General features: G+C 58.1%; 22 protein-coding genes. 10 read left to right on the top strand and 12 right to left on the bottom strand.

Annotated features, from left to right (window positions below):
• Positions 1-100: 100 nt before the first annotated feature.
• Both speA and HVA01_RS12045 read right to left on the bottom strand, forming a co-directional pair.
• Complete coding sequence (speA, locus tag HVA01_RS12050) at positions 101-2,017, bottom strand: biosynthetic arginine decarboxylase (protein ID WP_146875660.1); 1,917 nt, start codon at positions 2,015-2,017, stop codon at positions 101-103.
• Complete coding sequence (locus HVA01_RS12045) at positions 2,014-2,973, bottom strand: homoserine kinase (protein WP_146875659.1); 960 nt, start codon at positions 2,971-2,973, stop codon at positions 2,014-2,016. Before HVA01_RS12045 ends, speA begins: the two co-directional genes overlap by 4 nt.
• A 184-nt stretch (positions 2,974-3,157) precedes the next feature.
• On the opposite strand from HVA01_RS12045, the gene polA reads away from it, so the two are divergent.
• Positions 3,158-5,962 carry a DNA polymerase I gene (gene polA, locus HVA01_RS12040; protein WP_146875658.1) on the top strand — a complete coding sequence of 935 codons (2,805 nt, stop codon included), beginning with the start codon at positions 3,158-3,160 and terminating at the stop codon, positions 5,960-5,962.
• A gap of 87 nt (positions 5,963-6,049) precedes the next feature.
• Here the strand turns inward: polA and HVA01_RS12035 are convergent, their stop codons facing one another.
• Positions 6,050-7,075, bottom strand: coding sequence for a Fe(3+) ABC transporter substrate-binding protein (locus HVA01_RS12035; RefSeq protein ID WP_146875657.1), 1,026 nt, complete (start codon positions 7,073-7,075; stop codon positions 6,050-6,052).
• A 241-nt stretch (positions 7,076-7,316) separates the two neighbouring features.
• On the opposite strand from HVA01_RS12035, the gene HVA01_RS12030 reads away from it, so the two are divergent.
• On the top strand, positions 7,317-8,423 hold the full coding sequence (locus HVA01_RS12030; RefSeq protein ID WP_146875656.1) for an ABC transporter ATP-binding protein: 1,107 nt from the start codon (positions 7,317-7,319) through the stop codon (positions 8,421-8,423).
• A gap of 33 nt (positions 8,424-8,456) precedes the next feature.
• On the opposite strand, the gene HVA01_RS12025 is transcribed toward HVA01_RS12030, so the two are convergent.
• The 4 genes from HVA01_RS12025 to dctP form a co-directional block, all read right to left on the bottom strand.
• Positions 8,457-10,061: an ABC transporter permease gene (locus HVA01_RS12025; RefSeq protein WP_246129602.1), complete on the bottom strand. Its 1,605-nt coding sequence runs from the start codon at positions 10,059-10,061 to the stop codon at positions 8,457-8,459.
• 212 nt (positions 10,062-10,273) lie between these two features.
• Positions 10,274-11,608, bottom strand: a complete 1,335-nt coding sequence (locus HVA01_RS12020) for a TRAP transporter large permease (RefSeq protein WP_146875654.1) — start codon at positions 11,606-11,608, stop codon at positions 10,274-10,276.
• Positions 11,605-12,108 (bottom strand): TRAP transporter small permease subunit, encoded by a 504-nt coding sequence (locus HVA01_RS12015; RefSeq protein ID WP_146875653.1) that lies wholly within the window; start codon positions 12,106-12,108, stop codon positions 11,605-11,607. The genes HVA01_RS12020 and HVA01_RS12015 overlap by 4 nt, the downstream gene beginning before the upstream one ends.
• Before the next feature lie 65 nt (positions 12,109-12,173).
• Complete coding sequence (dctP, locus tag HVA01_RS12010) at positions 12,174-13,277, bottom strand: TRAP transporter substrate-binding protein DctP (protein ID WP_146875652.1); 1,104 nt, start codon at positions 13,275-13,277, stop codon at positions 12,174-12,176.
• Positions 13,278-13,667: 390 nt separating this feature from the next.
• Between dctP and HVA01_RS12005 the strand changes: the two genes are divergently transcribed.
• Positions 13,668-15,860, top strand: coding sequence for a tRNA(Met) cytidine acetyltransferase TmcA (locus tag HVA01_RS12005; protein WP_246129597.1), 2,193 nt, complete (start codon positions 13,668-13,670; stop codon positions 15,858-15,860).
• Positions 15,861-15,891: 31 nt separating this feature from the next.
• Positions 15,892-17,358: an aminoacyl-histidine dipeptidase gene (locus HVA01_RS12000; RefSeq protein WP_146875651.1), complete on the top strand. Its 1,467-nt coding sequence runs from the start codon at positions 15,892-15,894 to the stop codon at positions 17,356-17,358.
• Between the two features lie 92 nt (positions 17,359-17,450).
• Here the strand turns inward: HVA01_RS12000 and HVA01_RS11995 are convergent, their stop codons facing one another.
• Together HVA01_RS11995 and HVA01_RS11990 are read right to left on the bottom strand one after the other, a co-directional pair.
• Positions 17,451-17,927, bottom strand: coding sequence for a Dps family protein (locus HVA01_RS11995; protein WP_146875650.1), 477 nt, complete (start codon positions 17,925-17,927; stop codon positions 17,451-17,453).
• Positions 17,928-18,110: 183 nt separating this feature from the next.
• Positions 18,111-19,244: a glycerate kinase gene (locus HVA01_RS11990; protein ID WP_146875649.1), complete on the bottom strand. Its 1,134-nt coding sequence runs from the start codon at positions 19,242-19,244 to the stop codon at positions 18,111-18,113.
• Between the two features lie 96 nt (positions 19,245-19,340).
• Here HVA01_RS11990 and HVA01_RS11985 point away from each other — a divergent pair, with 96 nt between their 5' ends.
• The 4 genes from HVA01_RS11985 (at position 19,341) to HVA01_RS11970 (ending at position 22,024) form a co-directional block, all read left to right on the top strand.
• Complete coding sequence (locus HVA01_RS11985) at positions 19,341-19,898, top strand: hypothetical protein (RefSeq protein ID WP_146875648.1); 558 nt, start codon at positions 19,341-19,343, stop codon at positions 19,896-19,898.
• The gene (locus tag HVA01_RS11980) at positions 19,895-20,254 is read left to right on the top strand and encodes a hypothetical protein (protein WP_146875647.1); all 360 of its coding nucleotides are present in this window, start codon (positions 19,895-19,897) and stop codon (positions 20,252-20,254) included. The genes HVA01_RS11985 and HVA01_RS11980 overlap by 4 nt, the downstream gene beginning before the upstream one ends.
• Positions 20,251-20,907 carry a DUF1007 family protein gene (locus HVA01_RS11975; RefSeq protein WP_146875646.1) on the top strand — a complete coding sequence of 219 codons (657 nt, stop codon included), beginning with the start codon at positions 20,251-20,253 and terminating at the stop codon, positions 20,905-20,907. Before HVA01_RS11980 ends, HVA01_RS11975 begins: the two co-directional genes overlap by 4 nt.
• A gap of 94 nt (positions 20,908-21,001) precedes the next feature.
• The gene (locus HVA01_RS11970; RefSeq protein WP_146875645.1) at positions 21,002-22,024 is read left to right on the top strand and encodes a nickel/cobalt transporter; all 1,023 of its coding nucleotides are present in this window, start codon (positions 21,002-21,004) and stop codon (positions 22,022-22,024) included.
• 8 nt (positions 22,025-22,032) lie between these two features.
• On the opposite strand, the gene HVA01_RS11965 is transcribed toward HVA01_RS11970, so the two are convergent.
• On the bottom strand, positions 22,033-22,458 hold the full coding sequence (locus tag HVA01_RS11965) for an HIT domain-containing protein (RefSeq protein ID WP_146875644.1): 426 nt from the start codon (positions 22,456-22,458) through the stop codon (positions 22,033-22,035).
• A 184-nt stretch (positions 22,459-22,642) separates the two neighbouring features.
• Between HVA01_RS11965 and HVA01_RS11960 the strand changes: the two genes are divergently transcribed.
• Both HVA01_RS11960 and HVA01_RS11955 read left to right on the top strand, forming a co-directional pair.
• The gene (locus tag HVA01_RS11960) at positions 22,643-22,774 is read left to right on the top strand and encodes an entericidin A/B family lipoprotein (protein ID WP_146875643.1); all 132 of its coding nucleotides are present in this window, start codon (positions 22,643-22,645) and stop codon (positions 22,772-22,774) included.
• Between the two features lie 182 nt (positions 22,775-22,956).
• Entirely contained in the window at positions 22,957-23,247 is a 291-nt protein-coding gene (locus HVA01_RS11955) for an I78 family peptidase inhibitor (RefSeq protein WP_246129595.1), read from the top strand.
• 7 nt (positions 23,248-23,254) lie between these two features.
• Here the strand turns inward: HVA01_RS11955 and HVA01_RS11950 are convergent, their stop codons facing one another.
• Positions 23,255-23,863, bottom strand: a complete 609-nt coding sequence (locus tag HVA01_RS11950) for a LysE family translocator (RefSeq protein WP_146875641.1) — start codon at positions 23,861-23,863, stop codon at positions 23,255-23,257.
• The gene (locus HVA01_RS11945; RefSeq protein WP_146875640.1) at positions 23,856-24,860 is read right to left on the bottom strand and encodes an ion transporter; all 1,005 of its coding nucleotides are present in this window, start codon (positions 24,858-24,860) and stop codon (positions 23,856-23,858) included. Before HVA01_RS11945 ends, HVA01_RS11950 begins: the two co-directional genes overlap by 8 nt.
• Positions 24,861-24,870 lie beyond the last annotated feature (10 nt).

The raw sequence follows: 24,870 nt of genomic DNA, 5'->3' as shown, positions 1-24,870 counted from the left end.
GCCGTAAGCGTTAAGCCAATAAAACGCCACCCGTTAATCACGGGTGGCATTTTTTCGGCTATTCAAGCCAAATTATTCAAGCCAAGCTATTCCAGCCAAGCTATTCAAGATAGGTATAGCCTTCGAGCCCTTCACTTAAACTCGCCGCAAAGCCTGCCTGCTCTTCAGCCGTAAAGCCGCTTGCCGCTAGTTGGTCGGTGAGCTTCTGCTTTAGCGCATTGGCATTGAAGTTGACGTAGGCCAGCACGTCGGCCACCGAATCGCCCGCTAGCGGGTTAGACAGCGTCCACTCGCCGTCGGCATTGAGCGCGGCGTCGACGGAGTCGGTATCACCAAACAGGTTATGCAGATCGCCTAGAATTTCCTGATAGGCGCCCACTAAGAAAAAGCCTAGCCAGCGCTCGTCGTCCGTTGCCCACTCGGGAAGCGGCAGGGTGCTTTCCACGCCCTGACCATCAACGTAGCTGTCGATACGGCCGTCGGAGTCGCAGGTAATATCCTGGATCACCGCCCGCCGGGTGGGGGCTTGATTGAGGCCACTTAGGGGGAGCACTGGGAAAATCTGTTGGATGCCCCACACATCGGGCACGGATTGAAACAGCGAGAAGTTGACGAACAGTTTATCGGCAAGCTTTTCCGCCAGCTCGTCCATGATCTCGCGGTGGGCGCGGTTGCGGGTGTCGAGCTGCGTACGCAGCCGCGCGCAGGCGGCCATATATACCCGCTCGCCCTCGGCACGGGCGGCAATGTCGCTTAACCCCATCACAAAACGGTCCTGCAGTTCGCTCACCGCTTGCAGTAGGTCGTGCCACGCTTCGACCAAAACGCGCGGCTCTTGGGGCTTGGCGAGTTGCTCGAATACCCGCCATAGCAAATCGACTTGGGTATCGTCCTGAGGGCGTCGAACGGGCGGTGTATCATCGATACGCTCTTCGCCAATCACGTTGGTAATCAGCACTGCGTGGTGGGCGGTCAGGGCACGGCCGGATTCGCTGATTAAATGCGGCTGCGGCAGGTTGGCTTCTTGGCACAGTTGGGCAAAGGCGCTGACGACGTTACGCGCGTATTCGCGCATCGAGTAGTTGGCCGAGCAGAAGCTGCGCGAACGGGTGCCTTCGTAATCGATGCCCAGGCCGCCGCCGACGTCCACCGTGTCAATCGGCGCGCCCAGCTCCATCAGGTTCTGATAGAAGCGCGCGCACTCGCGTAGGCCGCGCTGAATATCGCGAATATTGGCGATCTGTGACCCCAGATGGAAGTGCACCAGCTGTAGGCTTTCCAGCGCGTCTTGGTCACGCAGGGTGTCCACCACCTCAAGAATCTGGCTGGCGGTTAAACCGAACTTGGACTTCTCGCCGCCGGTATTCTGCCATTTGCCTTTACCCACCGAGGCAAGGCGGGCGCGCAGGCCAATCCGCGGGGTGACGTGTAGCTTGCGAGCCTCTTCTAAAATCAGCTGCAGTTCGGAGAGCTTTTCAACCACGAGATAAACCTTATGGCCGAGCTTCTCGCCCAGCAGCGCCAAGCGCACATACTCGCGGTCTTTGTAGCCGTTGCAAACGATCAACGATGAGCCTTTGTCAGAAAGCGCCAACACCGCGAGCAGCTCTGGCTTGCTGCCCGCTTCAAGCCCCACGCGGCCGTTGCCACGCTCAGTCGTGGCCAAAATCTCTTCCACCACGCGGCGCTGCTGATTGACTTTGATGGGGTAGACGGCGGTGTAGCCGCCCTGGTAGTTGCAGTCGCTCATGGCGGCATCAAACGCGCCGCACAGCTGCTCAACCCGGTCGTGGAGGATATCGCTGAAACGCACCAGTACCGGCAGGCGTAGGCCGGCACTCTGCAACTGGCGAACCAGCCCGCTTAGTGGAAGCGCCGGGCCTTCGGCGTCGCTACCCAGCGGGCGCACCAGTGCTTGGCCCTGGTCGTCGACATCGAAGTAGCCGCTGCCCCATTGGTCGATGTTCCAGGTGCGCCGCGCGCGAAGCGCAGGGCTAGTTGTTTCCATCACAGTCATGCAGAAACCTCAGGCAGCGGCAGCGCACCGTGGGCAATGCGCGCGTTTAAAATAGTGCGGAAACGGTCGGGGTCGTGGGGTGTCAAGTCGTGGGCCGGCGGGTCGACGTAGACCACCAGCAGGCGCGATAGCCAATAACGCAGCGCCGTCATGCGGAGCATGGTGGGCCATAGCGCCCTTTCAACGGGGGTTAATGGACGGCGCGCTTGGTAGGCGCTCAGCAGGCTGTTATAGCGCTCAGGGTGAAGCGTGCCATCGTCGTTAGAGGCCCAATCGTTGATCGCAATTGCCAAGTCAAACAACAGGTCGCCGGTGCAGCCGTTGTAAAAGTCGATAATACCGCCGAGTTGATCACCCTCAAACAGGGTGTTGTCGCGGAAAAGGTCGCCGTGCAGGGCGCCTTGGGGCAGCGAATCGTGCTGGCTGAAGGCGCTTTCAAAATCGTCGATTTCGTCCTTCATCAACATTTGATCGGCGGGACTTAGGTAGCTCAGCACCTTGTGGTGCATCACATGCAGCCAGTTGAGGTCGCGCGGGTTCGGGCGGTGGCCGGAAAAACGCTTCGACACCACGTGCATACGGCCCAGGGTGTCGCCCAAGGCGTGGCACTGGGCTAAATTGGGAGCTTCGGGGTGGCGGCCAGGCAGGCGAGGAAACAGCAGCGCCGGTTTACCTTCCAGGCTATGCAGCGCGACACCTTCCCGGTCGTGCACCGTACCCGGCACCGGTAAGCGGTGCTCGTCTAAATAGTCCAGCAGTTCAACAAAGAACGGCAGCTCGGCGTGCTCGCCTTGTTCAAACAGCGTTAACACCAGTTCGCGGCGGTCAGTGGTGACAAAAAACGTCGAATTTTCGGTGCCGCCCGCCACGCCCTGTAGGGAAACGAAACTGCCAACATCAAATTTTTCTAAAAACGCGGCGACCTGTGCGTCGCTAAGCGGAGTAAATACAGCCATGAGAGTCTCGCCCAGGTTGCTAAGCCCATTATTGTAGCGGCTTGAAAGCTCAGTTGGCAGCGTTGTCGTTATCGATATAGGCACACAAGCGTTTTGGCTCTGCAGGCAGACTGCGCAACGCGTATTATAGCGGTAACTCTTTTTATGCTTCTTTTTAGCAATTTTTCAATAATGGAACTTGGTTATGGCTCGCGCTCCGATCGTCCTCGTCGATGGCTCCTCGTACCTTTACCGCGCGTTTCACGCGTTACCGCCGCTCACGACCTCAAACGGTCAACCCACCGGGGCGGTGAAAGGCGTGTTGAACATGCTTAAACGGCTGATCAAGGACTACCCCGAAAGCCCCATGGCGGTGGTGTTCGACGCGCCGGGAAAAACCTTCCGCGATGACCTATACAGCGACTACAAGGCCCACCGCCCGCCGATGCCGGACGATCTGCGCAGCCAAATTGTCCCGCTGCACGCTTGTGTAAAAGCGCTGGGCCTGCCGCTGCTGTGCATTGAAGGCGTCGAAGCGGACGACGTGATTGGCACCCTGGCGCATCATGCCACCGAGGCCGGGCGCGACGCGGTAATCTCCACCGGCGATAAGGACATGGCACAGCTGGTCAATGCGCATATCACCCTGGTTAACACTATGAAGGACGAAACCCTGGACGAGGCAGGTGTGGAAGAAAAGTTCGGCCTGCCACCCGCGTTGATTATCGATTTTCTCGCCCTGATGGGGGATAAAGTCGACAACATTCCCGGCGTTCCTGGCGTGGGTGAGAAGACCGCCATCGGCCTGCTGCAAGGCATGGGCGGCGGACTGGATACCATTTATGGCGATTTAGAGCGGGTGAAAACACTCAGCTTCCGGGGCGCAAAAACACTGCCCAAAAAGCTTGAAGAGCACCGTGAACAGGCGTTTCTCTCCTATCAACTGGCCACCATCAAAGTCGATTGTGATTTGCCGGTGGGTCTGAATGATTTGGATATCGCCCACCCGGATCGCGAGGCGCTGGTCACGCTGTATAAAGAGATGGAGTTCCGCCAGTGGCTGGGCGAGCTGCTGGAAGGCAAGGACGAAGGCGTGGATGACGTTAAAGGCGGCGAGCCGGCGCCCGCTAGCGCTAAGGATGCGGGTAGCGAAGCGCAGCGTTTGAGTGCACCTCGCGAAGAGCCTGCCCTTGCAAAGCCAGACCGCGAAGATCAGATAATTCTCGAACAAAGTGACTTTGAGCACTGGCTGGAGGGGCTACAAAACGCCGAACGTTTCTGCTTTGACCTGGAAACCACCAGCCTTAACTATATGGATGCGGAAATCGTTGGCGTTGGCTTGGCGCTGGAAGCGGGGAAGGCAGCCTATATTCCGCTTGCCCACGACTACCTGGATGCCCCCCAGCAGCTTGACCGAAAAATAGTGCTGGCGGCGCTAAAACCGCTGCTGGAAGACCCGCAAAAAACCAAGATTGGTCAGAACCTCAAGTACGATATTTCGGTACTGGCCAACTATGCAATTTCCGTGGCCGGTCCGTTTGCCGACACCATGCTGGCCTCCTACGTGCTCAACTCTACCGCCACCCGCCACGATATGGATTCACTGGCGTTGAAGTATTTGGGCGAAAAGACCATCTCGTTTGAAGAGATTGCTGGTAAGGGCGCTAAACAACTGACGTTTAACCAGATTGCTCTGGAGCAGGCGGCCCCCTACGCCTGCGAGGACGTCGATATCACCCTACGGCTGCAAGAAACGCTACGCCCCCAGGTTGAGAGCGAAGGGCGCCTAGCGGAGGTGCTCGATCATATCGAACTGCCGCTGATCAAAGTGCTCTCGCGCATCGAGCGTAACGGGGTCGCCGTGGATGCTGAACTACTGCACAAACAGAGCCAGCAGTTAGACAAGCGTATTGGCGAGTTGGAGCGCGAGGCGTTTGAGCTGGCCGGGCGCGAATTTAACCTGGGTTCGCCCAAGCAGCTGGGCCAGATTCTGTTTGAAGAGCAGAAAATCCCGGTGCTGAAGAAAACCCCCAAAGGGGCGCCCTCCACCGCTGAAGGAGTGCTGGAAGAGCTGGCGCTGGATTACCCGCTGCCGAAAGTGATTATGGAGCATCGCGGCTTGGCCAAGCTTAAATCCACCTACACCGATAAGCTGCCGCGGCTGCTCAATAAAGCCACGGGACGGGTGCACACCAGCTACCACCAGGCGGTCACCGCCACCGGGCGGCTGTCGTCGTCGGACCCTAACTTACAGAACATCCCCATTCGCACCGAAGAGGGGCGCAAAATCCGTCAGGCGTTTATTGCCCGCCCCGGCTACCGCATTGTCGCCGCCGACTACTCGCAGATTGAGCTGCGCATTATGGCGCATCTTTCTGAAGATAAAGGGCTGCTGGAAGCGTTTGCCGAAGGGCGCGATATCCACACTGCCACCGCGGCAGAGGTCTTTGGTACCTCCCTTGAGAAGGTGTCGGGGGATCAGCGACGCAGCGCCAAAGCGATTAACTTCGGCTTGATCTATGGCATGAGCGCCTGGGGGTTGTCACGCCAGCTGCATATCGAACGTAACCAGGCGCAAACCTACATCGACCGCTACTTCGACCGCTACCCTGGCGTGGCCCGCTATATGGAGCGCATTCGCTCCCAGGCGGCGGAAGATGGCTTTGTCGAAACCGTGCTAGGCCGGCGGCTCTACCTGCCGGAAATTCAGTCGCAAAACCGTAACCGTCGCCAAGGCGCCGAGCGTACGGCCATTAATGCGCCGATGCAGGGCACCGCGGCGGATATTATCAAGCAGGCGATGATTGATGTGGATGCGTGGCTGGCGGAAGGCGAGTTCGATGCGCTGATGGTGATGCAGGTACACGACGAGCTGGTGTTTGAAGTGGCAGAGAAGCAGGTAGAGGCGTTTATCGAGCAGGTACAGCAACGCATGCAGGGCACGGCGGAGCTTAAAGTGCCGCTGATTGTGGAGGCTGAAAGCGGCGCCAACTGGGATGAAGCGCATTGATACAATAAACAGCTAATACGATAAGCCGTTAAACGAAAACCCCGCAGCCACTGGCTGCGGGGTCAAGATAACCGCTAGGGTTAACGCTTAACGCCAGCCGACGCGATCAAAAATGCGGATCGCTTCGGGGTTGTTTTCACCCAGAATGCTGATGTTGACGTTGTCTTTTTCGAAGTCGCCCCAAGATTCCAGCACCGGGTCTTTCTTAATGCCCTCAACCACGGGGAACTCGTTGTTGCCAGAGGCAAAGATTTCCTGAGCCGTGTCGGACGCTAGGTACTCAAGGAAGCGAACGGCGTTGTCACGATTCGGCGCGCCCTCAACCACACCGGCGCCGCCAACGTTGACGTGGGTGCCGCGGCCATCCTGGTTAGGAAAGATAATGCCGACTTGACGCGCCGCTTCGCGATCAGCGTCGTCGTCGGATTTCAGCAGGCGTACATAGTAGTAGTGGTTGGCGACGGCGATATCGCACTCGCCGCTGGCAACGCCACGAATCTGGTCGGTGTCGCCACCTTCGGGATCCCGCGCCATGTTATCCACCACGCCCTGGGCCCACTCTTCGGCACCCTCTTCGCCGTGATGCTCAATCATTGAGGCCAGTAGCGACTGGTTGTAAATATTGTTGGAAGAGCGGATGCATACCTGACCTTCAAACTGCGGGTCGGCGAGGTCTTCGTAGCTTGTGATCTGGCTCGGGTCGAAGTTTTCGCGGTTGTAGAAAATAACGCGGGCGCGCTGGCTAAAACCAAACCACTGGCCGTCTGGGTGACGCATGGATTCGGGCAGGCGCTCGTTAAGAACGTCAGACTCGACGTTTTGGAAAATGCCTTCATCTTCCGCGCGCCATAGGCGACCCGCGTCGACGGTCATCATCACATCGGCGGGGCTTGCCACGCCTTCGCGCTGAATGCGTTCAATCAGCTGGTCGGAGTCGCCTTCAAGAATGTTGACTTCAATCCCGGTCTCTTCGGTGAACGCATCATAGAGACGCTCGTCCGAGTCGTAGTGGCGAGCGGAGTAAAGATTAAGCTCGTTGGCCAGTGCGCTGCTGGCAACGGCGGAGCCAGCCAGAATGGCGGCGATGGATAGCGTCAGGCGTGCTTTTGTCATCACGAATATCTCCTACGGTGTTGATAACAGGAAATTCTGATAATAAGTTGCATTATCACTATGAAACATTCAAGCCGCTATCCGCGTTGAGGTCAAGTTGAATGCTAACCAACCGCATTCAACGAAAGCCGCCAGACGTGCATCTCATCGCAATAAAAAATAGAATACAAATAACTTGCAACCGTGTTCGCAACTGTATGGCGTTAACTGCGTAGCATGCGAACGAAAGAGTGGTGAAAAAATGACGGCAACTGTGTCACTTTCTGATCTTGCGACCCATGCGCAGACCCTGTCATTGCGCGGTGTCCAGCACACGTTTGCGGCTAACCAAGTCGTCAAAGGGGTCGACTTGGATATTGCCCCAGGGGAAGTCGTTTGTCTGTTGGGCCCCTCTGGTTGTGGAAAAACCACGCTACTGCGGATTGCGGCAGGGCTGGAAGTGCTTCAAAAGGGCGAGGTTAGCCTGGAAGGGGTGTCAATCGCGACGCCGGGTAAGCGCCATGTGCCGCCAGAAAAGCGCAACGTGGGGCTGGCTTTCCAAGATTCAGCATTGTTTCCTCACCTAAGCGTGCTGGAAAACGTGGCGTTCGGACTGAAACACCTGCCTTCCCAGCAGCGGCGCGAACGGGCGGTTGAGCTGCTTACGCAGTTAGGCATGAGGGATTATGTCGACACCTACCCGCACATGCTGTCAGGCGGGCAGCAGCAGCGTGTGGCGCTGGCGCGTGCCCTTGCCCCCAGGCCGCGGTTGATGTTGTTGGATGAGCCGTTTTCCAGCCTGGATGCGCGGCTGCGTGATCGTATTCGCGACGACACGCTGCACGTATTAAAGAAACTTGGCTCGGCCACCTTGCTGGTGACCCACGATCCTGAAGAAGCGATGTTTATGGCCGATCGCATCGCGCTAATGCGGGATGGCAAAATTATCCAAACGGGTACCCCGCGGGAACTCTACTGCGCGCCAAGCGACCCTTTCGTGGTGACGTTTTTTGGCGATGTCAATGAGCTAAACGGTACGGTGAAGGGTGGCAAAGTGCAGACGCCTCTCGGTGTCGTGGACGCCAGTTGGCTGCCCGAGGGGAGCGACGCGCACATTATGATTCGCCCCGAAGCGCTGCGAATCCAAGCGCGCGACCTGCCAGCTGAAGCCCACAGCCACAGCCATGTGGTGATGGCCAAGCTGTTAGGGCGCACTAGCCTGATTCACCTCTGCGCCCATGGGGAAGGGGGCCTGGAAGCGCACCTGCATGCCCGCGTGCCGGGGGTTTTTCTACCTCAGGAAGGTCAGCCGATCGACATTGATTTGGACCATTCCCAGGTGTTTGTTTTCCCTAGCTCGGCCCATTGAACGTCAACAGGCGCGTCAGTTTTCAGGTATCGTCTAAGCCTGGCTGCCGGGCCGCGCGCGGCGCATGGCCAGGCTCAGCAAGATAACCGGCAAAATCCCCACCACCACAATGGTGAGCGACGCGGTGGAGGCTTCCGCCAACCGTTCGTCGGACGCCAAGTTGTGTGCGCGGACCGCCAGGGTGTCGAAATTAAACGGCCGCAAGATAATCGTCGCGGGCAGTTCTTTCATCACATCCACAAACACCAGAATGCCTGCTGCCAGAAGGCTGCTGCGCATCAGCGGTGTGTGAATGCGGCGCAGCGTACCGCCAGCGGTTTGGCCCAGGGTGCGCGAAGCGGCGTCCATGCTCGGGGTGACTTTACCCAAGCTGGCTTCAACGGCGTTAAATGAAACCGCTAAAAAGCGCACCACGTAGGCGTACAACAAAATAAATGCCGAGCCGCTAAACACCAAGCCAATAATGTAACCATAGTGGTCGTTAAGCCAGGTGTTGAGGGCGTTATCCAACCAGGCGAAGGGAATTAAAATCCCCACCGCCACCACTGAGCCGGGTATCGCATACCCCATGGACGCCACGCGGGAAGCCACCCGCGCAAAGGTCGTATCGTGCATGCGCACGCCGTAGCTGAGTACGACCGCGAGGCCCACAGCCAATATGGCGGCCACCGTTGCCAGCCCCAGGCTGTTCCAAGCGTAGCCGATAAAGCGCGTCCCCCAGAGTGAATCGCCCCCCTGCAGCGATAGATTGAGCAGAATACCGCTGGGCAGTAAAAAGCCCACCAGCACCGGCACCAGGCAGGCCAGCGTCGCCGCGGCGGCGCGCCAGCCGTGCAGGGCGTATTCGGGTAACTGCTGATAGCGATTGGTGGTATGAAAGTAGCGGCGTTTGCCCCGTGACCAGCGCTCCAGCAGTACCAGGACAATAACGAAGGTGAGTAGACACGCCGCCAACTGCGCCGCGGCGACTTGCTCACCCAACCCAAACCAGGTGCGATAGATGCCAGTAGTAAAGGTATCGACGCCAAAGAACTGGACAGCGCCAAATTCATTAAGCGTCTCCATGAGCACTAGTGATACGCCGCCTACCAGCGCTGGGCGTGCCAGTGGTACGGCGACGCTGGCAAACAGTTTCCAGGGCCCACGGCCTAGCGTCCGGCCGACATCCAGCACGCACACCGATTGCTCCAAAAACGAGGCGCGGGCCAGTAGGTAGACGTAAGGGTAGAGTACCAGCGTAATCACCGTGGCGGCACCGCCGAGGGAGCGCACATTGGGAAAGTAGTAATCGCCATACGCCCAGCCAAAGGTTTCGCGCAGCAGGCTTTGTAACGGGCCAGCAAACTGCAGGAAATCGGTATAGGCGTAGGCAATCACGTAGGTGGGCACTGCCAGCGGAAGCAGCAGGGCCCATTCGAAGAGTCGTTTACCGGGGAAACGGCACATCACCACCAGCCACGCGGTGCCCGTGCCGATAATTAGGGTGCCGAGTCCTACGATCGTCACCAGCCAAAAGGTGTTGTGCAAATAGCGACTTAGCACGGTGCTGGCTAAGTGTTGCCAAACGCCGTCGGTGGGCATAACGATATGGGCAAACACCACCAGCACCGGTAGCGCGACGATCAATGCAACGGCCATTAGCGCAATCGACCAGGGGCTGGTACGACGGCCAAGCGAAGCGGAGACGGCGGATAGCCCGCGACGACCTGTTCTGAGCAAGCGAACTCTCCTTGAATAAGCGGAAGTGGGCGCAGCAAACGCCAAATGCAACACGCTGTCGGGCGTGAATAGTAGCATTGGCGCTGCACGGCTGCAGCTTCATCCGCCTATCCGCCGCTAGGGTCGCAGGCTTAGTAACCGATCATCAGGCCGGGCAGGCCCGTCACCAGCCAGGGGAAGAAGGCCATTAGCGTACACGCCAGCAGAATCAACGCGACGAAGGGCACGACCGCTTTGTACAGATCAACGATTTCGACCCCCGGCGGTGCCACCCCTTTCAAGTAGAACAGTGCGTAGCCAAAGGGTGGCGTCAGGAAGGATGTCTGCAGTACCACTGCGACCATCACCACGAACCACAGCATATCCACGCCCATGGTGTCGACGATTGGCAGCATGATCGGGAAGCTCAGTAGCACAATGCCGGTCCAATCCAGGAACATGCCCAGGATAAACACCAGGAACAGCATCAAGATCAGCGCGCCAACGGTGCCGCCCGGCATGGCCAGCACCAGCTCGCTGATCACGGTCATCCCGCCGCCGCGGGAGAACACGCCGGTAAACGCCGTCGCCCCCACCAGCACGAGCATGACCATGGTGGTGGTTTTACCTGCTTCTATCATTGTCCAGAAGCAGGTAGAGGCTTTACGGTCACCGAAAATCATAAACAGGATGAAAGCGATAAACACGCCGATGGCCGAGGCCTCGGTGGCCGTGGCCACACCGGTAAATAGCGCACCCAATACGCCAAGGATTAACGACATCGGCGGGACCACGTACTTCGCCAGCATGATCAGCAGTTGTTTAGTGCTGACTTCAGCGCGCTCTTCAGCCGGTACCTTGGGGCCGTAGCTGGGTTTGATATAGCAGATGATCAGAACATAAAGCGCATACATGACCCCGAGCAGTAAGCCTGGTACCAGGGCGCCTGCAAACAGCGCGCCCACCGATACCGGCGAGTAACTGGCCATCAAGATCAGCATAATGCTGGGCGGGATCAAAATCCCCAAGCAGCCGCTGGCCATGATCACGCCTGCGCTTAGCTCTTTGTTGTAGCCATACTTAAGCATCGGCACCAGCGCAATCATGCCCATCACTGCAATGGAGGCGCCCACAATGCCCGTGGTGGCGGCCAGCAGCACCGACACGATCACCACGGTCAGTGCCAACCCGCCGCGCAGGTTGGCTAACAGCAAGCGCATGGCGTCAAACATCTTCTCGGTCACGCCCGAGTCGTTTAAGAAGCGTGCCATTAGGATAAACAGCGGTATCGCCACCAGCACGTAGTTGTCCATGGCGTTGCCGAAAATGTTATTGATCAGGGTGCCGAGGATACGCTCACCGGGGCCAAGGAAGGCGCCGATCACCGCCACACCGCCGAGCACAAAGGCCAGCGGGTGACCCATAAACAGGCCCACCATCAGGCCGCCAAACATTACCAGCGTGAGTAATTCAGGACTTAGGTTCATGCCGATGTCTCCTCACGCAGCACCATGATAGCGCGTAGCACAATGGCGATGGCCTGCAGCAGAATCAGTACTGCGGCGACCACAATCACCCCTTTAATCGGGTAGACGGGGATTGAGACCATGCCGTAGGTGGTTTCGCCGCGGCTCCACGCGCGCTCAAAGAAGCTCCAGCCCAGGGTGATCAACATCCAAATAAACGGGACAAAGAAAATCAGATAGCCGAGCAGCTCAAGCGCGGCCTGCTTTTTGCGCGACAGCAAGCGCTTGAGTACGTCGACTTCGACATGGGCATGGTGGCGTAGCCCATAGGCCGCCATCAGCATGAAATGGGCGCCAAACAGCATTTTGGTTACGTCAAAGGCCCAGTCACTGGGGCGCCCAAACAGAAACCGTGAGGCAATGTCGAAAAGCACAATGAGGGCGATGATGGCAATCAACGGGGCGATAATACGCCCAAGGGTTTCATTGATGGCATCGATCGCCTTGGCAATCGCATTCATGGAAGATCTCCGCGGTCAGCACAAACAACCGCCCCGGCACCGTGCCGAGGCGGTACCCAAGTGTTTTATAGGCAGGCTTCGATCTCTTCCAGCGAGGGCAGGTTATCCATCACGCGGCTCATGTTGTAGGGCGCCGACACGTCGCGCCACGTGGCATAGTGCTCCAGGTAGGCAACCATGGACTGGTAGACCTTGGCATGGTCGGGGTCTTCGCAAGCGCCGCGCAAGATGACCTCATTGGTCACTTCCTGGATACGCGCCAAGTCCTCTTCGGAGAAGTGGTTGATGGTGACGCCTTCATCAATGAACTTCTGGGTGGCTTCAGTCGACTGGCGCTCTGACCAGGCCAGTGACCATGCCATGGTGGCATCGGCGGCAATGCGCAGGGTTTCTTGGGTATCTTCGGAGAGGGCGTCCCAGGCGTCTTGGTTGATCATCACCCCAAACACGCTGGCCGACTGGTGCCAGCCCGGCGTTGCCCAATACTCGGCGACTTCGGCAAAGCCTGCATTGTAATCGACGCCGGGGGTAGAAAACTCGCCAGCGTCGATAACGCCGCGCTCAATGGCCTGATAGACTTCGCCGCCTGCCAGGGTGACCTGGGAGCCGCCTAGCTCTTCCAGCACGCGGCCCTGGTCGCGGCCCGAAAGGCGCAGACGCTTGCCGTCTAAATCGGCAATGCTCTCAATGGGGGTGCGGCCCATAAAGCCCGACTCATTGTTGGTAATGCCGTAGGGCAGGTACACCATGTTGAACTGACCATAGATTTCTTCGTACAGCTCGCGGCCGCCCCATTGTTGAATCCAATTAAGGTAGTCAACGCCGTTGAATAGGCTGGTGGTGGTGGCGAGCGGTGAAAACGCCGGGTTTAGGCCCGCCCAATACCCCGGCCAGTCGCCAGCGGCTTCAATACTGCCGGTTTCAGTGGCGTCAAATACCTCGGTACCCGGCATTAGCGTGCCGCCCGCGCGGAAATTGATTTGTAGCTCATCGCCCGCCAGTTTGTTGACGAGCTCGACCCAATGTTGGTCAATCTTGATGAGGTCTAGGTTATCTGGCCAAGTGGTGGTCATTGTCCACTCTTCTTGAGCGTGAACCGTGGTGGTTAGCGCAGCAAAGGCGACGCCTGCTGCGAGGCTGGTAAGCGTGAAATGGGTCAATTTTTTCATGGTGTGTTTCCTGGTTTGGCGCGTGGCGTTAGTTGTGTTTGTTACCCGAATGCAGGAAAGTGCACTGGGTTACGTTTACGTAAACAAGGATTAAAACGCTGCATGGCTAAATTAGCACAGGAAGCCCGCTGCGGCGCAATATCCACAAAAGCAGTGATTCCTCCGACATTTGGTCTAAAAGAGATGTTTATTTTTTAACAAACAACTGCTTAGGGTGACGGTGGAGGTGTCTTGCTGACCGCTAGCCAGGCTAGAAACGTTGAAAGCAGTTAAAGTGTTAAACCAAAGTTGTAATCAGAAGGCGCGTGAGAAGACGCCAAACGCTATGTGCCAGCGGCCAGGCAAACGGTAACGCCAAGCAATCAAGTAGGGTGAAAGGAGGCAGCAGCGTTGGCAGACAATAGTACGCAGGCTCGTTCGGTGGCGACGCTGATTCATCACGCACATCGCTTAGCTCGCCGAGGCTGGCGCCAACTGGTATGGCTAAGTGGCGATGTTCAGCAGTGCCAGGCCATCGCGCAGGCTGTATGGCAGGCCCACCCCTGGCAGGCGCCTTTATGGGTAGGCGATAAAACCGCGCCACCTTTGCCGACCCTTTCGCCGCGCAAGGCACGGACGCGCTTGGGCGCCGAGCACCAGCTGGTGGTGATGGATACCCACCGCACAGGGTTTGACCCCGAAGCGTTAGGCGCCCTGTCGGGAACGCTGACCACGGGTGGTTTGCTTGTGCTGATCACGCCGCAGCCGTGGGGAGATGCCCCCGACCCGGACTACGCCCGCTTTGCCGACTACCCCCGGAACTGGTCTGATCTGACCAGTCACTATCTGGCCCGGCTGGCGCGTCAGCTGCAGACTTCTACGCACATCGTGCGCTGGAAGGCTGGTTGCCGACCGCGCTTCCCGCGGCTTCCCGCGAGCGATGCAAACCGCGCCACGAGGCGTGATTGGGGTGGCGATAGCGACTGCCTGACCTCAGACCAGGCCTACGCGGTGGCCCAGCTGGTCGGTTTGAAGCGCCGTCGGCCGCTGGTGATAACCGCAGACCGCGGGCGCGGCAAAAGCGCGGCGTTAGGTATCGCCTGCGCGCGGCTGCTGAAACGTAAAACCCAGCGCATCGTGCTAACCGCGCCGCGGCTCAGCGCGGTAGAAAGCGTCTTTGAGCGGGTAGCGGCAGTGTGTCCTGATGGCCAACGAACGGCGCCAGGCCGCTTTGAGCTTGCTCAGGGCAGCGAGCTGCTATTTTTACCGCCGGATGGCTTAACCGAGCAGGTCGAGGCGCAGCAGCAGGGAGGCGCTGGCAGCTATTTAATGGTCGATGAAGCGGCAGCCATCCCCGCGGCGCTGCTCGGTCAGTGGTTAACGGCTTTTCCACGCGTTGCCTTTGCTACCACGGTGCACGGCTATGAAGGCTCTGGACGTGGGTTTGCGCTACGCTTTCGCGCGACCCTTGAGCGGCTGACGCCGCAATGGAAAGCGCTGGAAATTCACGCCCCTGTTCGCTTTCGTAGCGGTGATCCATTGGAAGCCGTGGTCAATCAACTGCTGCTGTTAAAAGCACCGCTGCCCATTGCTCAGCCGCAAGCGGCGAGTGCGCCGGCGTCTACGCTTATCGACCGCGGCTGGCTTGCACACCAGGACGCAACGCTGGAAAAGCTGTTTGGGCTGCTGGTGCAATCGCACTACCGCACCTCGCCCAACGACTTGCGCCAACTGCTGGATGGCCCAGGCACACAGTTGCGTGTCATAGAGCAGGCAGGCGAACCTCAGGCGGTGCTGGTAACCCGCGATGAGGGTGGCTTTGAGGCTGGGCTGGCTGATCAGGTGGCGCGCGGTGAACGTCGCCCGCAGGGGCACCTGTTGGCGCAGTCGCTCGCCACGCATGCAGGGTGTCGTGAAGCATTGACGGCCCAATGGCGGCGGGTGGTGCGTATTGCTACCCATCCTGAACGGCGGCGCCAAGGGTTGGGGCAAACGCTGCTGGACGACGATACGGCGGCCGCCAGGCAGCAGGGCGTGGCGCTTTATGGCGCGACCTTTGGCGCTGAAGCGTCACTGCTACGGTTTTGGTTGGCACAAGGCTTTACGCCGGTGCGTTTAGGCATTAGCCGCGAAACGGCGACCGGCGAGTTTGCGGTGATGGTAGCGAAAGCGCTGAATGCCCAGGGTGAGACCGTGCTGATGGAACTTAAGCAGCGTTTTCAGGCGGCGTTACCCAGCCTGCTGGCGTTTGAGCTCAGGATGCTACCCGCCTCGGTGGTCGCTTTGTTACTGGCAAGCTTGCCTCAAGCACCGCTCAGTGCCCATGAGTGGCAAGATGTAACGGATGTGGCTACGGCGCATCGCGACCCGGCCCTGGCAAGAGCCGCGTTGCAGGCCTTGGCCCGTGAAGTCAGCCACTGCGCGTTAACACCAACGCACCAGCCATTGTCCCAGCAGTTGGCCGCGTGGGCGTTCCAAAACGTGCCCTTAGCAGGCGGCCATCAAGAGGCCGTTAACCGCTTGCGTCAGGCTGTGGCCACGTTGGCCGAACAGCTCTATCATCCACGGTATGCTTTTCCTGTTAAGCCCAGGAAGGTAGAGTAGACCGGTTGCCTATAATGAAGAGTCAGTCACCATGAACGCACATCTTGAAGCGCTGACGCCAAGCTTGGTTTGGCGACATTTCCGTACGCTGTGTAATACACCGCGCCCGTCGGGTCATGAAGCGGCATTGGTTGCCGCGCTTGAGGCCTGGGCCGATGCCCAGGGCTTTACCCACGACCGTGACGCCTTTGGTAATTTACGCCTGCGTAAACCGGCCACTCCCGGCTGCGAAGCAGCCCCCGGGGTGATACTCCAGGGCCACCTGGATATGGTCGCTCAGGCCAATAGCGGTCACGCGCACGATTTTACCCGTGACCCGATCAGCACCTATGTCGCCGACGGCTGGCTACACGCCGATGGCACCACCCTGGGCGCGGATAACGGCCTGGGCGTGGCGGCTATTCTCGCCGTGTTAGAAGACCCCGACCTGCGACACGGACCGCTGGAGGCGTTGTTCACCCTGGAGGAAGAAACGTCCATGGGCGGCGCGCTGAATTTGGCTGACGACTGGTTAGAGGGCTCGCTGCTGCTCAACCTGGATAGCGAGGATCGTGGCGAGGTGTATATTGGCTGCGCGGGCGGTGCCGATGTAGAAGTCGACGCGCAGCTTCCCAGTAGCGCCGTTAATGACCACGAACAGGTGATTGACATTGCCCTGACCGGCCTGAAAGGCGGCCACTCAGGCATGGATATCCACCAGCCGCGCGGCAACGCTAACCGCTTATTGGTGCGGGTGTTACGTTCCCTGGAGGCGTTTGATGCACGCTTGATCAGTTACCACGGCGGCACCTTGCGTAATGCGATTCCACGTGAGGCCTTCGCCCAAGTGGCGCTGCCAGCTGACGAGGTTGACGCGGCGCTGACGACCATCGTGGCGCTGGAAACGCGCCTGTTAAACGAGCTAGGCAGCGGTGATAGCGGCCTGAAGATTGCCGCCCAACGCCTTACGGAGGTACCCGAAACCGAGCCGTTAAGGCTTGATGCCAGCGCTATGTTGGTGGCGGCGTTACACGCTGCCCCCTGTGGTGTGGAGCGGATGAGCGCTGATGTGCCGGGGGTGGTGGAAACCTCTAATAACCTCGGCGTGTTAAGCCTTGAAAAGGGGCGCTTGCATCTTTGCGCGCTAGTGCGCTCACTCCACGACAGTGCGGTGGAGGCCATGGCAGACCGTTTTCAAGCCTTGTTTGGCTTGATTGGTGCGCGGGTGAAAGTCGAAAACAGCTATCCCGGCTGGGCGCCAAATCCCGACAGTGCGCTGCTGGCGACCTTTAAGGCTCGCCACGCCGCGCTGCTGGGCCATGAGCCCGACGTCAAGGTGATTCATGCCGGTCTCGAATGCGGTATTTTAGGCAGTAAGTACCCGCACCTGGACATGATCTCCTTTGGTCCGCTGATTCGCGGTGCCCACTCGCCAGACGAGCGGGTGGAGCTAGCCTCGGTTGAAGAGTTCTGGTCGATGCTGCGGGCGTTGATCGAGGATCTTGCTACGCAGCGTTAATCCACACCTTCAATCGATAAGCGCATAAAAAACGGCACCCAAAGCGGGTGCCGTTTTTACAGCATAAGTCGACGCTGATTGGCTTAAGGCAGTTATTTGCTTAAATAGGCGTTGAGCATCCAGATGGTTTTTTCCTGCTCGCGGATATAGTCACCCGCCTGAGCCGCGGTGCCTTCATCGTCGGCGTCTGAGGCGATCGCCAGCAGTTCGCGCTGTAGCTCGATAATTGTTTGGTAACCTTTCAGCACGCCTTTGACACAGGTGGTGCCATCGTGAACATCTTTATCTTCCTGGATGCGCGACAGCGTTACATAGTCGCTGTAGGCGTGTACTGGCTTGTGACCAAGGGTCAAAATACGTTCAGCCACTTCGTCAACTTTGGCGAGTAGATCCGTGTAGAACTCTTCAAACTTGGCGTGCAGTTCAAAAAAATCGTTGCCGCGTACGTTCCAGTGATAACCGCGTACGTTCATGTAAAAAATTTGGTAGTTGGCCAACAGGTGGTTAAGCTTTTCGGCGAGTTGGGTCGCGCTACCTTCATGTAAACCAATGCTATTAGTATCGCTCATGTCTTGCTCCCTATCGATGCCGCAGCGCGGCGGGTTAATGCATGTTTTAGCATAGGAGGATGTTAATGCAGTGCAAAACAACTTTTTGCATTGCCATCATAGCCTCATGGTATTACCAGCTTGTTATGTGTTTGTCGTCATCTATCGGCTATTAATAATTAATGCTGGCGGCAAAGGCGTTTTTCAAGGCCTTTGCCCCCACAGCCGCAGCAGGCTTTCGCAACGCGCTTCGAGTAGCTCGGCGGTGCGGGGTAACGCTGCTGCTAATGTCATGGGGCCATCGGCAAGGGCAAACGCAGCCGTGACGCCTTCGTCAAAGCAGGCTTGCCAGCCGTCACCTAAGCTACCGGCCAGCACAATAACGGGCTTATGGCGGCGTTGGGCCGCACGGGCAACGCCAATCGGGGTTTTGCCCGCCAGGCTTTGGCCATCCAAACGACCTTCACCGGTAATCACCAAGTCAGCCTTGTCCAGCCACGTGGCCATATTGGCCTGCTGCATAATCATCTCGATACCCGGTTTTAAGCTGGCGTTTAAAAAAGCCCGCGCCGCAAACCCCATGCCGCCCGCCGCTCCGGCGCCCGGCAGCGTTCGGTGATCAGCGCCTAAGACACGAGCACTCACGTCAGCGAAGTGGCCAAGCGCGCGGTCAAGCAGTTCAACCTCTTCCGGTGAGGCACCTTTTTGCGGACCAAACACCGCGGTGGCCCCGCGTTCACCCAGCAGTGGGTTATCGACGTCAACGGCGGCTTCAACGCGCAAACCCGCAAGGCGCGGATCCAGGCTATCAAGTGATAAACGGGTCAGTCGGCATAGGGCACTACCGCCGCGGGCTAGCGGCTGGTCGTGTTGATCAAGCAGCTGGGCGCCCAGCGCCTGTAGCATGCCGGCACCGCCATCGTTAGTGGCGCTGCCGCCCAGCAACAGAAGCGCTTTTTCAGCCCCTTGGTCGAGCGCCGCGCGCAGCAGCTCGCCGACCCCAAACGTCGACGTGTGCAGGGGGCTTCGCTCATCGGCCGAGAGGTGTTGCAAGCCACTGGCTTCTGCCAGTTCAATAAACGCGGTACGCTGGTCGCTAAGCCAGCCCCAGGCCGCTTGGCGAGGACGACCAAGGGCATCTTGCACGTTCAGCTGGCGCCGCTCGGCGCCGGTGGCGGCGATTAATGCGTCTAAGCTGCCTTCACCGCCGTCAGCCAACGGGCAGAGGTGTACCTGTGCCTCAGGCGCGGCGCGCTGCACGCCCCGGGCCATGGCGGAAGCCGCCGCTTGAGCACTCAGCGCATCTTTGAAACTATCGGGGCAAAGCAGCACGTTCATAGGCACGATCTCCGCAAAAAATTGTCATCACATACAGCCATTATGGCGAGCCTAGCCAGCGCTAAACCAGCGGCCGCGACCGTTAGAGGACCTAACATGAAGTCGATACCCATCAGTTTAACCTGCCTGCTGGCGCTTGCTGGCTGCCAAGTAATGCCTGATCGCCTGCCGCAAGCGGAGCCAGCGCCTGCCGCCTCTTGTTACTTTCCCACGACAGCGGAGGCAGCGCTAGAAACCAGCGTTGATGTGTTAACCGAATGGGGATTTACCCTAGACGCCACCGATACCACATTAGGCTTGATCAGCGCCAGTCGCGAGCGCCCGCTACACGGCTACTATGACCGGTATGATGATAGCTATGGGCACGGAATGCGGGTATTTGGCGGGCTGGGCCTGGGCCGAGGCGGCTCGGGTATCGGCATTGGCTTCGGCGGGATTGGCTTTGCTGGTGGGGTAGGTGAACAACCGGTGGAGGTGGAACGGGTGTCGCTGCTGGTCAACGATGCGCACGTGCGCATATCGCGCGATATTCGCCGCTTCGACCACTGGGGTGATCAACGCGAATCGTACAGCGCCAGCAACGATGACTTCTGCCAGCGCTTCCAGGCCCGCTTTGAACAGAGCGCCCCGGTGCTTAGGAGTAGTCCACTATGAAAATACGTCATTGGTTGCTGCTAAGCCTGCTCGGCGGGTTGGTGGGCTGTGCGTCAACGCCGCCACCGGAACCCCGTGAGCTGGTGTACCCCACCCCCGCAGAAGAGACGTTTCGTGAGGCCGTTGAACTGATGATCGAACAAGGCTATGTGGTCCGCCATGCGGACCTGTCACTGGGCCGTGCTGAGGCGTCTCTGGCCCGGTGGCCCGAATATCGGCTGCAGCTTCAGGTGAGTGAAGAAGGCAGTCGTAGCCGCGTGCGCGTGTCTGCGCTGCGCGGCAATCAGCCATTGCCGCCCTATTTGCTAGATCCTTGGCTTGTCGACTTGCAGGTTAAGTTGGGAGTTGCACCATGAAAAGAACGGGTCTCAGTGCGTTTATAGCGCTGCTGGTGGGCGCACTGCTGAGCCCTCAGGCAAGCGCCCACCCCCACGGTTGGATCGACCTTAGTGTACGGGTATTAACCGATGACAATGGTGTAGTGAACGGCTTACATCAAACTTGGCGTATGGACCCGTTCTATAGCCTGTTGGTCTTTGAAGAGCTACAGCAGGTGGAAAACGCCAACCTTGAGCAGGGGCTTGATCAGTTGGGCAAAGAGATACGCGATAACCTAGCTAGGCAGCATTATATGACCGAAGTGCGTATCAATAATGAGCCCCAAGCGTTGGGTGAAGTGAGTGAGTACACCGCCATGGAGCGTGACGGACGGCTAACCTTTATGTTTATTTTGCCGCTTGAAACTCCGCAACCACTGGCCAACGCTACACTGACTTATCAAGTATTTGACCCCACGTATTACCTGGAAGTCGTGCACGAAGAAGATGGCGGTCAGCCGCGGGATAATGCGCTTGTACTTCACGGTGAGCCTGATTGTGAGCTGGCGATTCTGCCTGCCGACCCTGACCCTGAATTGGTGATGCAGGCCGCACTGCTGGATAAAGACGAAAGTGGCGAACCTGGTTTGGGCCGTTATTTTGCTGAAACCGGTCGCATTGATTGTCGCTAGCGGCTGTTCGCGGCCAGGTAGTGCTGTGTTAAGTTGCTTTCGTGTTACTTTATAACGTCTTTTGCTTGTCACTTTTTCTATTGGGAGCGGTACGATGTCCTTAACGCGGCCCTTCACACGACACGCCGGTGTAATGCTGGCTTTGCTGCTGCTAAGCGCCATTGTGGTGATGATCGTTTGGCAAGGTGGGCTGCAGGGCGTGAGCTATCAACTGCTTGGCTGGCAGCGCGATTTACACCGTTCGCTGACGCTGGCGATTAGCGAATTGTCACGCACCCCCACCATGGCAACGTGGGTGAGCCTGCTGGGCCTTAGCTTCGCTTATGGGGTGTTCCATGCCGCCGGGCCGGGGCATGGTAAGGCCGTGCTGGCGACCTATTTGGCTACCCACGGTGGTGCTGTCAAACGCGCCCTAGGGCTCTCGTTCGCCGCCTCTTTGCTGCAAGGCGTGACCGCCATTGCGCTGGTTGTGGTGTTGGTATATGGCCTGGGCTGGGTAACTCGCCAAGCCATGGGTAGCGTTGCTTGGGTTGAACAGGCCAGTTTTCTGCTGGTGGCGGCACTCGGGGCGTGGTTGTGTTGGCGAGCTGTCAGGCAACTGCGTCGTGCCTATCAGCCTCGTGCCTATCAGCCAGCGGTGGCCCCTAGCCACAGTCATGACCATAGCCACGGCCATGACCACAGCCACTGTTGCGGCGGTGCCCACCATATTGAGCCGCATCAGGCGATAGATTGGCGAACGGCGGTCATGACGGTCGGCGCCATTGGTATGCGTCCCTGCAGCGGTGCCGTGCTGATGGTAGGGGCGGCCAGCTTGCTGGGTCAGTTTGCGGTGGGCGTGGCATCGGTAGTGGCCATGTCGATCGGCACTGGGATCACTGTGTCAGCACTCGCACTGGCGAGCATTTTAGCCCGTGGCTGGGCACAGCGGCGCTTAGTTAAACAGCAATATAGCCTGCGTAGCGTGCAAAAAGCCACCGGCTGGGTGGCCTTGTTCGGCGGCGCGATGATTGTAACGCTGGGCATTTCGCTAAGTATCGCCGGCGTTGCTCAGCCGGCGAGCGGGCCGCTTCTTAACGAGCCACCTGAACGGCAAAGTCATCCACTGACTGGGTAGCGATTTGTTTAGACATCAAGCCCAAGCCCATTGATAAGCGCTAGCAACTGATCACGCATCGCTGTTTGGCCAGTCACATCGTAGGGTTTGGGTGACCCATTGCCCCAAACGGGGGCAGGCCAGGTCGCATCGCTGTGTCGGCGTACGACGACATGCACATGTAACTGGCTGACCACATTGCCCAGCGCCGCAATATTCAGTTTGTCCCCACTCAGTGCGCTGCTCATCGCTTCACCCAGCTGGGTGGCTTCACGCCAAAGTTGCTGCTGGTCACTCATTGAGAGCTCAAAGACTTCGCTAATCGAGGCGTGGCGCGGTACCAAAATAACCCAGGGATAGCGCGCGTCGTTCATCACCAGCACGCGGCAAAGCGGCAGGTCGGCCACGGGAAATGTATCGGCGGCAAGGCGTTCATCTAGCACTATATTGTTCAATTAATCGCCTCCAAACGGCTGAGTAGGTAGTTGTCAGGGCTTTCTCAGCATAGCAGCTGCAAAGTAGCGTAGGGAAAGCAAGCGCAATGCTGGAAACGCTGTTACCCTGAAAAAACTCCCAAGTGGTAAATTACGTTGCCAGTGGAGTTTCCCGATGTTGAACGACTCGTTAAGGAGAACGGAAATGAAAAAATTATTGGCCATGAGTTTTATGCTGCTGATGACGGCGGGTGTTCTAACTGGTTGCAACACCATCGCTGGCGCTGGCCAGGATGTACAAGAGGGCGGTGAAGCCGTCCAAGAGGCAGCCAGTTAAGCTGCATTAGCACGATAATGTTCATCACCGGGCCGGGCAAATGCCCGGCCCGGTGATGAGTAGCACCTGTATTTTATAACCTGCAATTTGGAGATTCACGGATGAAACCCCGTATTACTCTGGCTAAGCTCGCTGCAGTTGGCACTTGTGCAATGCTGCTAACAGCATGCGTTAGCTCCCAAATGCCGATGTCACCCGCTGGCGACGACGTAGACGCAGCGCCACCGCCGCCAACGGTAGCGCCAAACGGTCCTGGTGAAGAGCAGGCTGCCAGCTGTGATCTAGACGCTATCCAATCCGCTATCGGTGAACCCTTCGATGAAGCCAAGCTGTCGCAGCTGCAAAGCGATAGCGGTGCCCGCCAAGTGCGTGTGCTGCGCCCTGGTGAAGCCGCCACGATGGATCACCGCCCGGATCGTTTGAATGTGCATCTTGATGATCAAGATATGATTGAAGACCTACGCTGCGGCTAGCGATTTGTCATCTTAAAATGAGTACGACGCAGGCGGCGGTCAATACCCCCATGGTGATATTGAATGCCCGCCATGCGCCGTCGCTTTTGATCCACTGCCCAATTGCACTGCCAAAGGCAGCCCACAAAGCGATGCACGGTAGCCCCACGAGTTCAGCAAAGCCCGCCAGCACTAGCGCGTTGACTATCGGCGGGCCGCTTTCGGGCAGAAAGCCCGCCATCAACGCCAGCCCCATCACCCACGCTTTAGGATTGGCGAACTGAAACGCCGCTGCCTGCCAGAACGTAAACGGTACGCTATGGGCTTGGGCGTTAAGGTTGGGTGGCGGGGCGCTGGCAATTTTCCATGCCAAATAGAGCAGATACGCGCTGCCTACCCAGCGCAACGCGGTTTGAATCGCCGGGTAGCGTTCAAACAAAACGCCCAAGCCCAGCGCTATGCCCGCAAAGAGTAAAAAGCAGCCGCCTAAAATTCCCCACATGTGTGGTAGCGTGCGCCGAAAACCAAAGTTAGCGCCAGAGGCGGTGAGCATAACGTTGTTCGGCCCAGGGGTAAGCGTCATCGACATCATATAGAGCGCCGCCGGACCCAGGATTACCACCCATTGATTATTCATAACGGTCTTTCCAACCCTGGTGGCTAACTTGCTCTTTGAGCATTTCGAGGATGTCGTAGAGCACCTGCTCGGTGACCCGGTTGCTGCCTTCGTCAACGGTCAGCCAGGTATCGAACCCGCTGTCGGCGGTGCGCTCGACCAGCTGCTTGAACTCCTCAGAGTGAATCCCGAGCACCAGTTCATCGACTAGCCGCTGGGCAACGCCGCTGAGTGATGCTTCCATTGCACTGGTGGCCTGTTGCCCCATGGGCAGGCGGTTAAAGCGCTGAATCTCAGGGCTTTCGCGCAGTGTGCGGCTGACTAAGTCGCTGATCGCCGCCATGATGGCTTGACGGTTGTGCTGGTAGGCCTTGCCGACGGTATTTTCCAAACGTTGGGCTATTTCATGAATCAGCTGTGCCTTGCGCGGCATAATCACACGGTCGATGACCCGCTCGGTGAGCGAGTCGCTAGCGCGGATCTGCTCCTGTACATTGCCTAACAGTCTGAGTGCGATGCGGTCGGAGAGCTCTTCGAGCAGGATGTCATAGTACTTGGCCACAAATTGATAGATACGCCAGTGCGTCACATCAATAAGGCCGAGTCGCTGTAGGCGATTGAGTAGCGACACCACGCGTAAAATACGCAACAGGCGAAAGCCCGACAATGGAATACAACCCAGCACGTCATACCAGTGCACGAACGGGTAAAAGAACCAGCGGTGATAGCGCCGCTCTGCAATGGCGATTGACCAGCCCAGCAATACGTCGGCGATAAAAATGCCCACAAACATTAAATCGATAGTGATAAAGCGACGATGAATCGTCTCATCGTAAAAGGCGTGAAACCCTGGGGCGAGGTTGTCGATGCCCTGATTAATTGGTTCCAGTAGGAACAAGGAGTCAAACAGTAGCAGGCCGAGGTTAATGACCACTGCCGCCAGAATGAAAAAGTCCCAGCCGATATGGGTATATTCAACCGCTTTCGGCAGGTGCGGGTAGCGTTCCCTGGCAGGCATGCGAACTCCT

This window comes from Halovibrio variabilis, assembly GCF_007991175.1.
Classification (GTDB): domain Bacteria; phylum Pseudomonadota; class Gammaproteobacteria; order Pseudomonadales; family Halomonadaceae; genus Vreelandella; species Vreelandella variabilis.
This window is presented reverse-complemented; position numbering and strand designations above follow the sequence as displayed.

Excerpts from the sequence above, each read along its gene's own strand:
- HVA01_RS11980 (WP_146875647.1), top strand. The coding sequence starts at position 19,895 with ATGAAAATACGTCATTGGTTGCTGCTAAGCCTGCTCGGCGGGTTGGTG.
- speA (WP_146875660.1), bottom strand. The coding sequence starts at position 2,017 with ATGACTGTGATGGAAACAACTAGCCCTGCGCTTCGCGCGCGGCGCACC.
- HVA01_RS11945 (WP_146875640.1), bottom strand. The coding sequence starts at position 24,860 with ATGCCTGCCAGGGAACGCTACCCGCACCTGCCGAAAGCGGTTGAATAT.
- HVA01_RS11955 (WP_246129595.1), top strand. The coding sequence starts at position 22,957 with ATGCCGATGTCACCCGCTGGCGACGACGTAGACGCAGCGCCACCGCCG.
- HVA01_RS11960 (WP_146875643.1), top strand. The coding sequence starts at position 22,643 with ATGAAAAAATTATTGGCCATGAGTTTTATGCTGCTGATGACGGCGGGT.
- HVA01_RS12045 (WP_146875659.1), bottom strand. The coding sequence starts at position 2,973 with ATGGCTGTATTTACTCCGCTTAGCGACGCACAGGTCGCCGCGTTTTTA.
- HVA01_RS12025 (WP_246129602.1), bottom strand. The coding sequence starts at position 10,061 with ATGGCCGTTGCATTGATCGTCGCGCTACCGGTGCTGGTGGTGTTTGCC.
- HVA01_RS11990 (WP_146875649.1), bottom strand. The coding sequence starts at position 19,244 with ATGAACGTGCTGCTTTGCCCCGATAGTTTCAAAGATGCGCTGAGTGCT.
- HVA01_RS12035 (WP_146875657.1), bottom strand. The coding sequence starts at position 7,075 with ATGACAAAAGCACGCCTGACGCTATCCATCGCCGCCATTCTGGCTGGC.
- HVA01_RS12030 (WP_146875656.1), top strand. The coding sequence starts at position 7,317 with ATGACGGCAACTGTGTCACTTTCTGATCTTGCGACCCATGCGCAGACC.
- HVA01_RS11995 (WP_146875650.1), bottom strand. The coding sequence starts at position 17,927 with ATGAGCGATACTAATAGCATTGGTTTACATGAAGGTAGCGCGACCCAA.
- HVA01_RS11975 (WP_146875646.1), top strand. The coding sequence starts at position 20,251 with ATGAAAAGAACGGGTCTCAGTGCGTTTATAGCGCTGCTGGTGGGCGCA.
- HVA01_RS12000 (WP_146875651.1), top strand. The coding sequence starts at position 15,892 with ATGAACGCACATCTTGAAGCGCTGACGCCAAGCTTGGTTTGGCGACAT.
- HVA01_RS11985 (WP_146875648.1), top strand. The coding sequence starts at position 19,341 with ATGAAGTCGATACCCATCAGTTTAACCTGCCTGCTGGCGCTTGCTGGC.
- HVA01_RS12020 (WP_146875654.1), bottom strand. The coding sequence starts at position 11,608 with ATGAACCTAAGTCCTGAATTACTCACGCTGGTAATGTTTGGCGGCCTG.
- HVA01_RS11970 (WP_146875645.1), top strand. The coding sequence starts at position 21,002 with ATGTCCTTAACGCGGCCCTTCACACGACACGCCGGTGTAATGCTGGCT.
- HVA01_RS12015 (WP_146875653.1), bottom strand. The coding sequence starts at position 12,108 with ATGAATGCGATTGCCAAGGCGATCGATGCCATCAATGAAACCCTTGGG.
- dctP (WP_146875652.1), bottom strand. The coding sequence starts at position 13,277 with ATGAAAAAATTGACCCATTTCACGCTTACCAGCCTCGCAGCAGGCGTC.
- HVA01_RS11950 (WP_146875641.1), bottom strand. The coding sequence starts at position 23,863 with ATGAATAATCAATGGGTGGTAATCCTGGGTCCGGCGGCGCTCTATATG.
- polA (WP_146875658.1), top strand. The coding sequence starts at position 3,158 with ATGGCTCGCGCTCCGATCGTCCTCGTCGATGGCTCCTCGTACCTTTAC.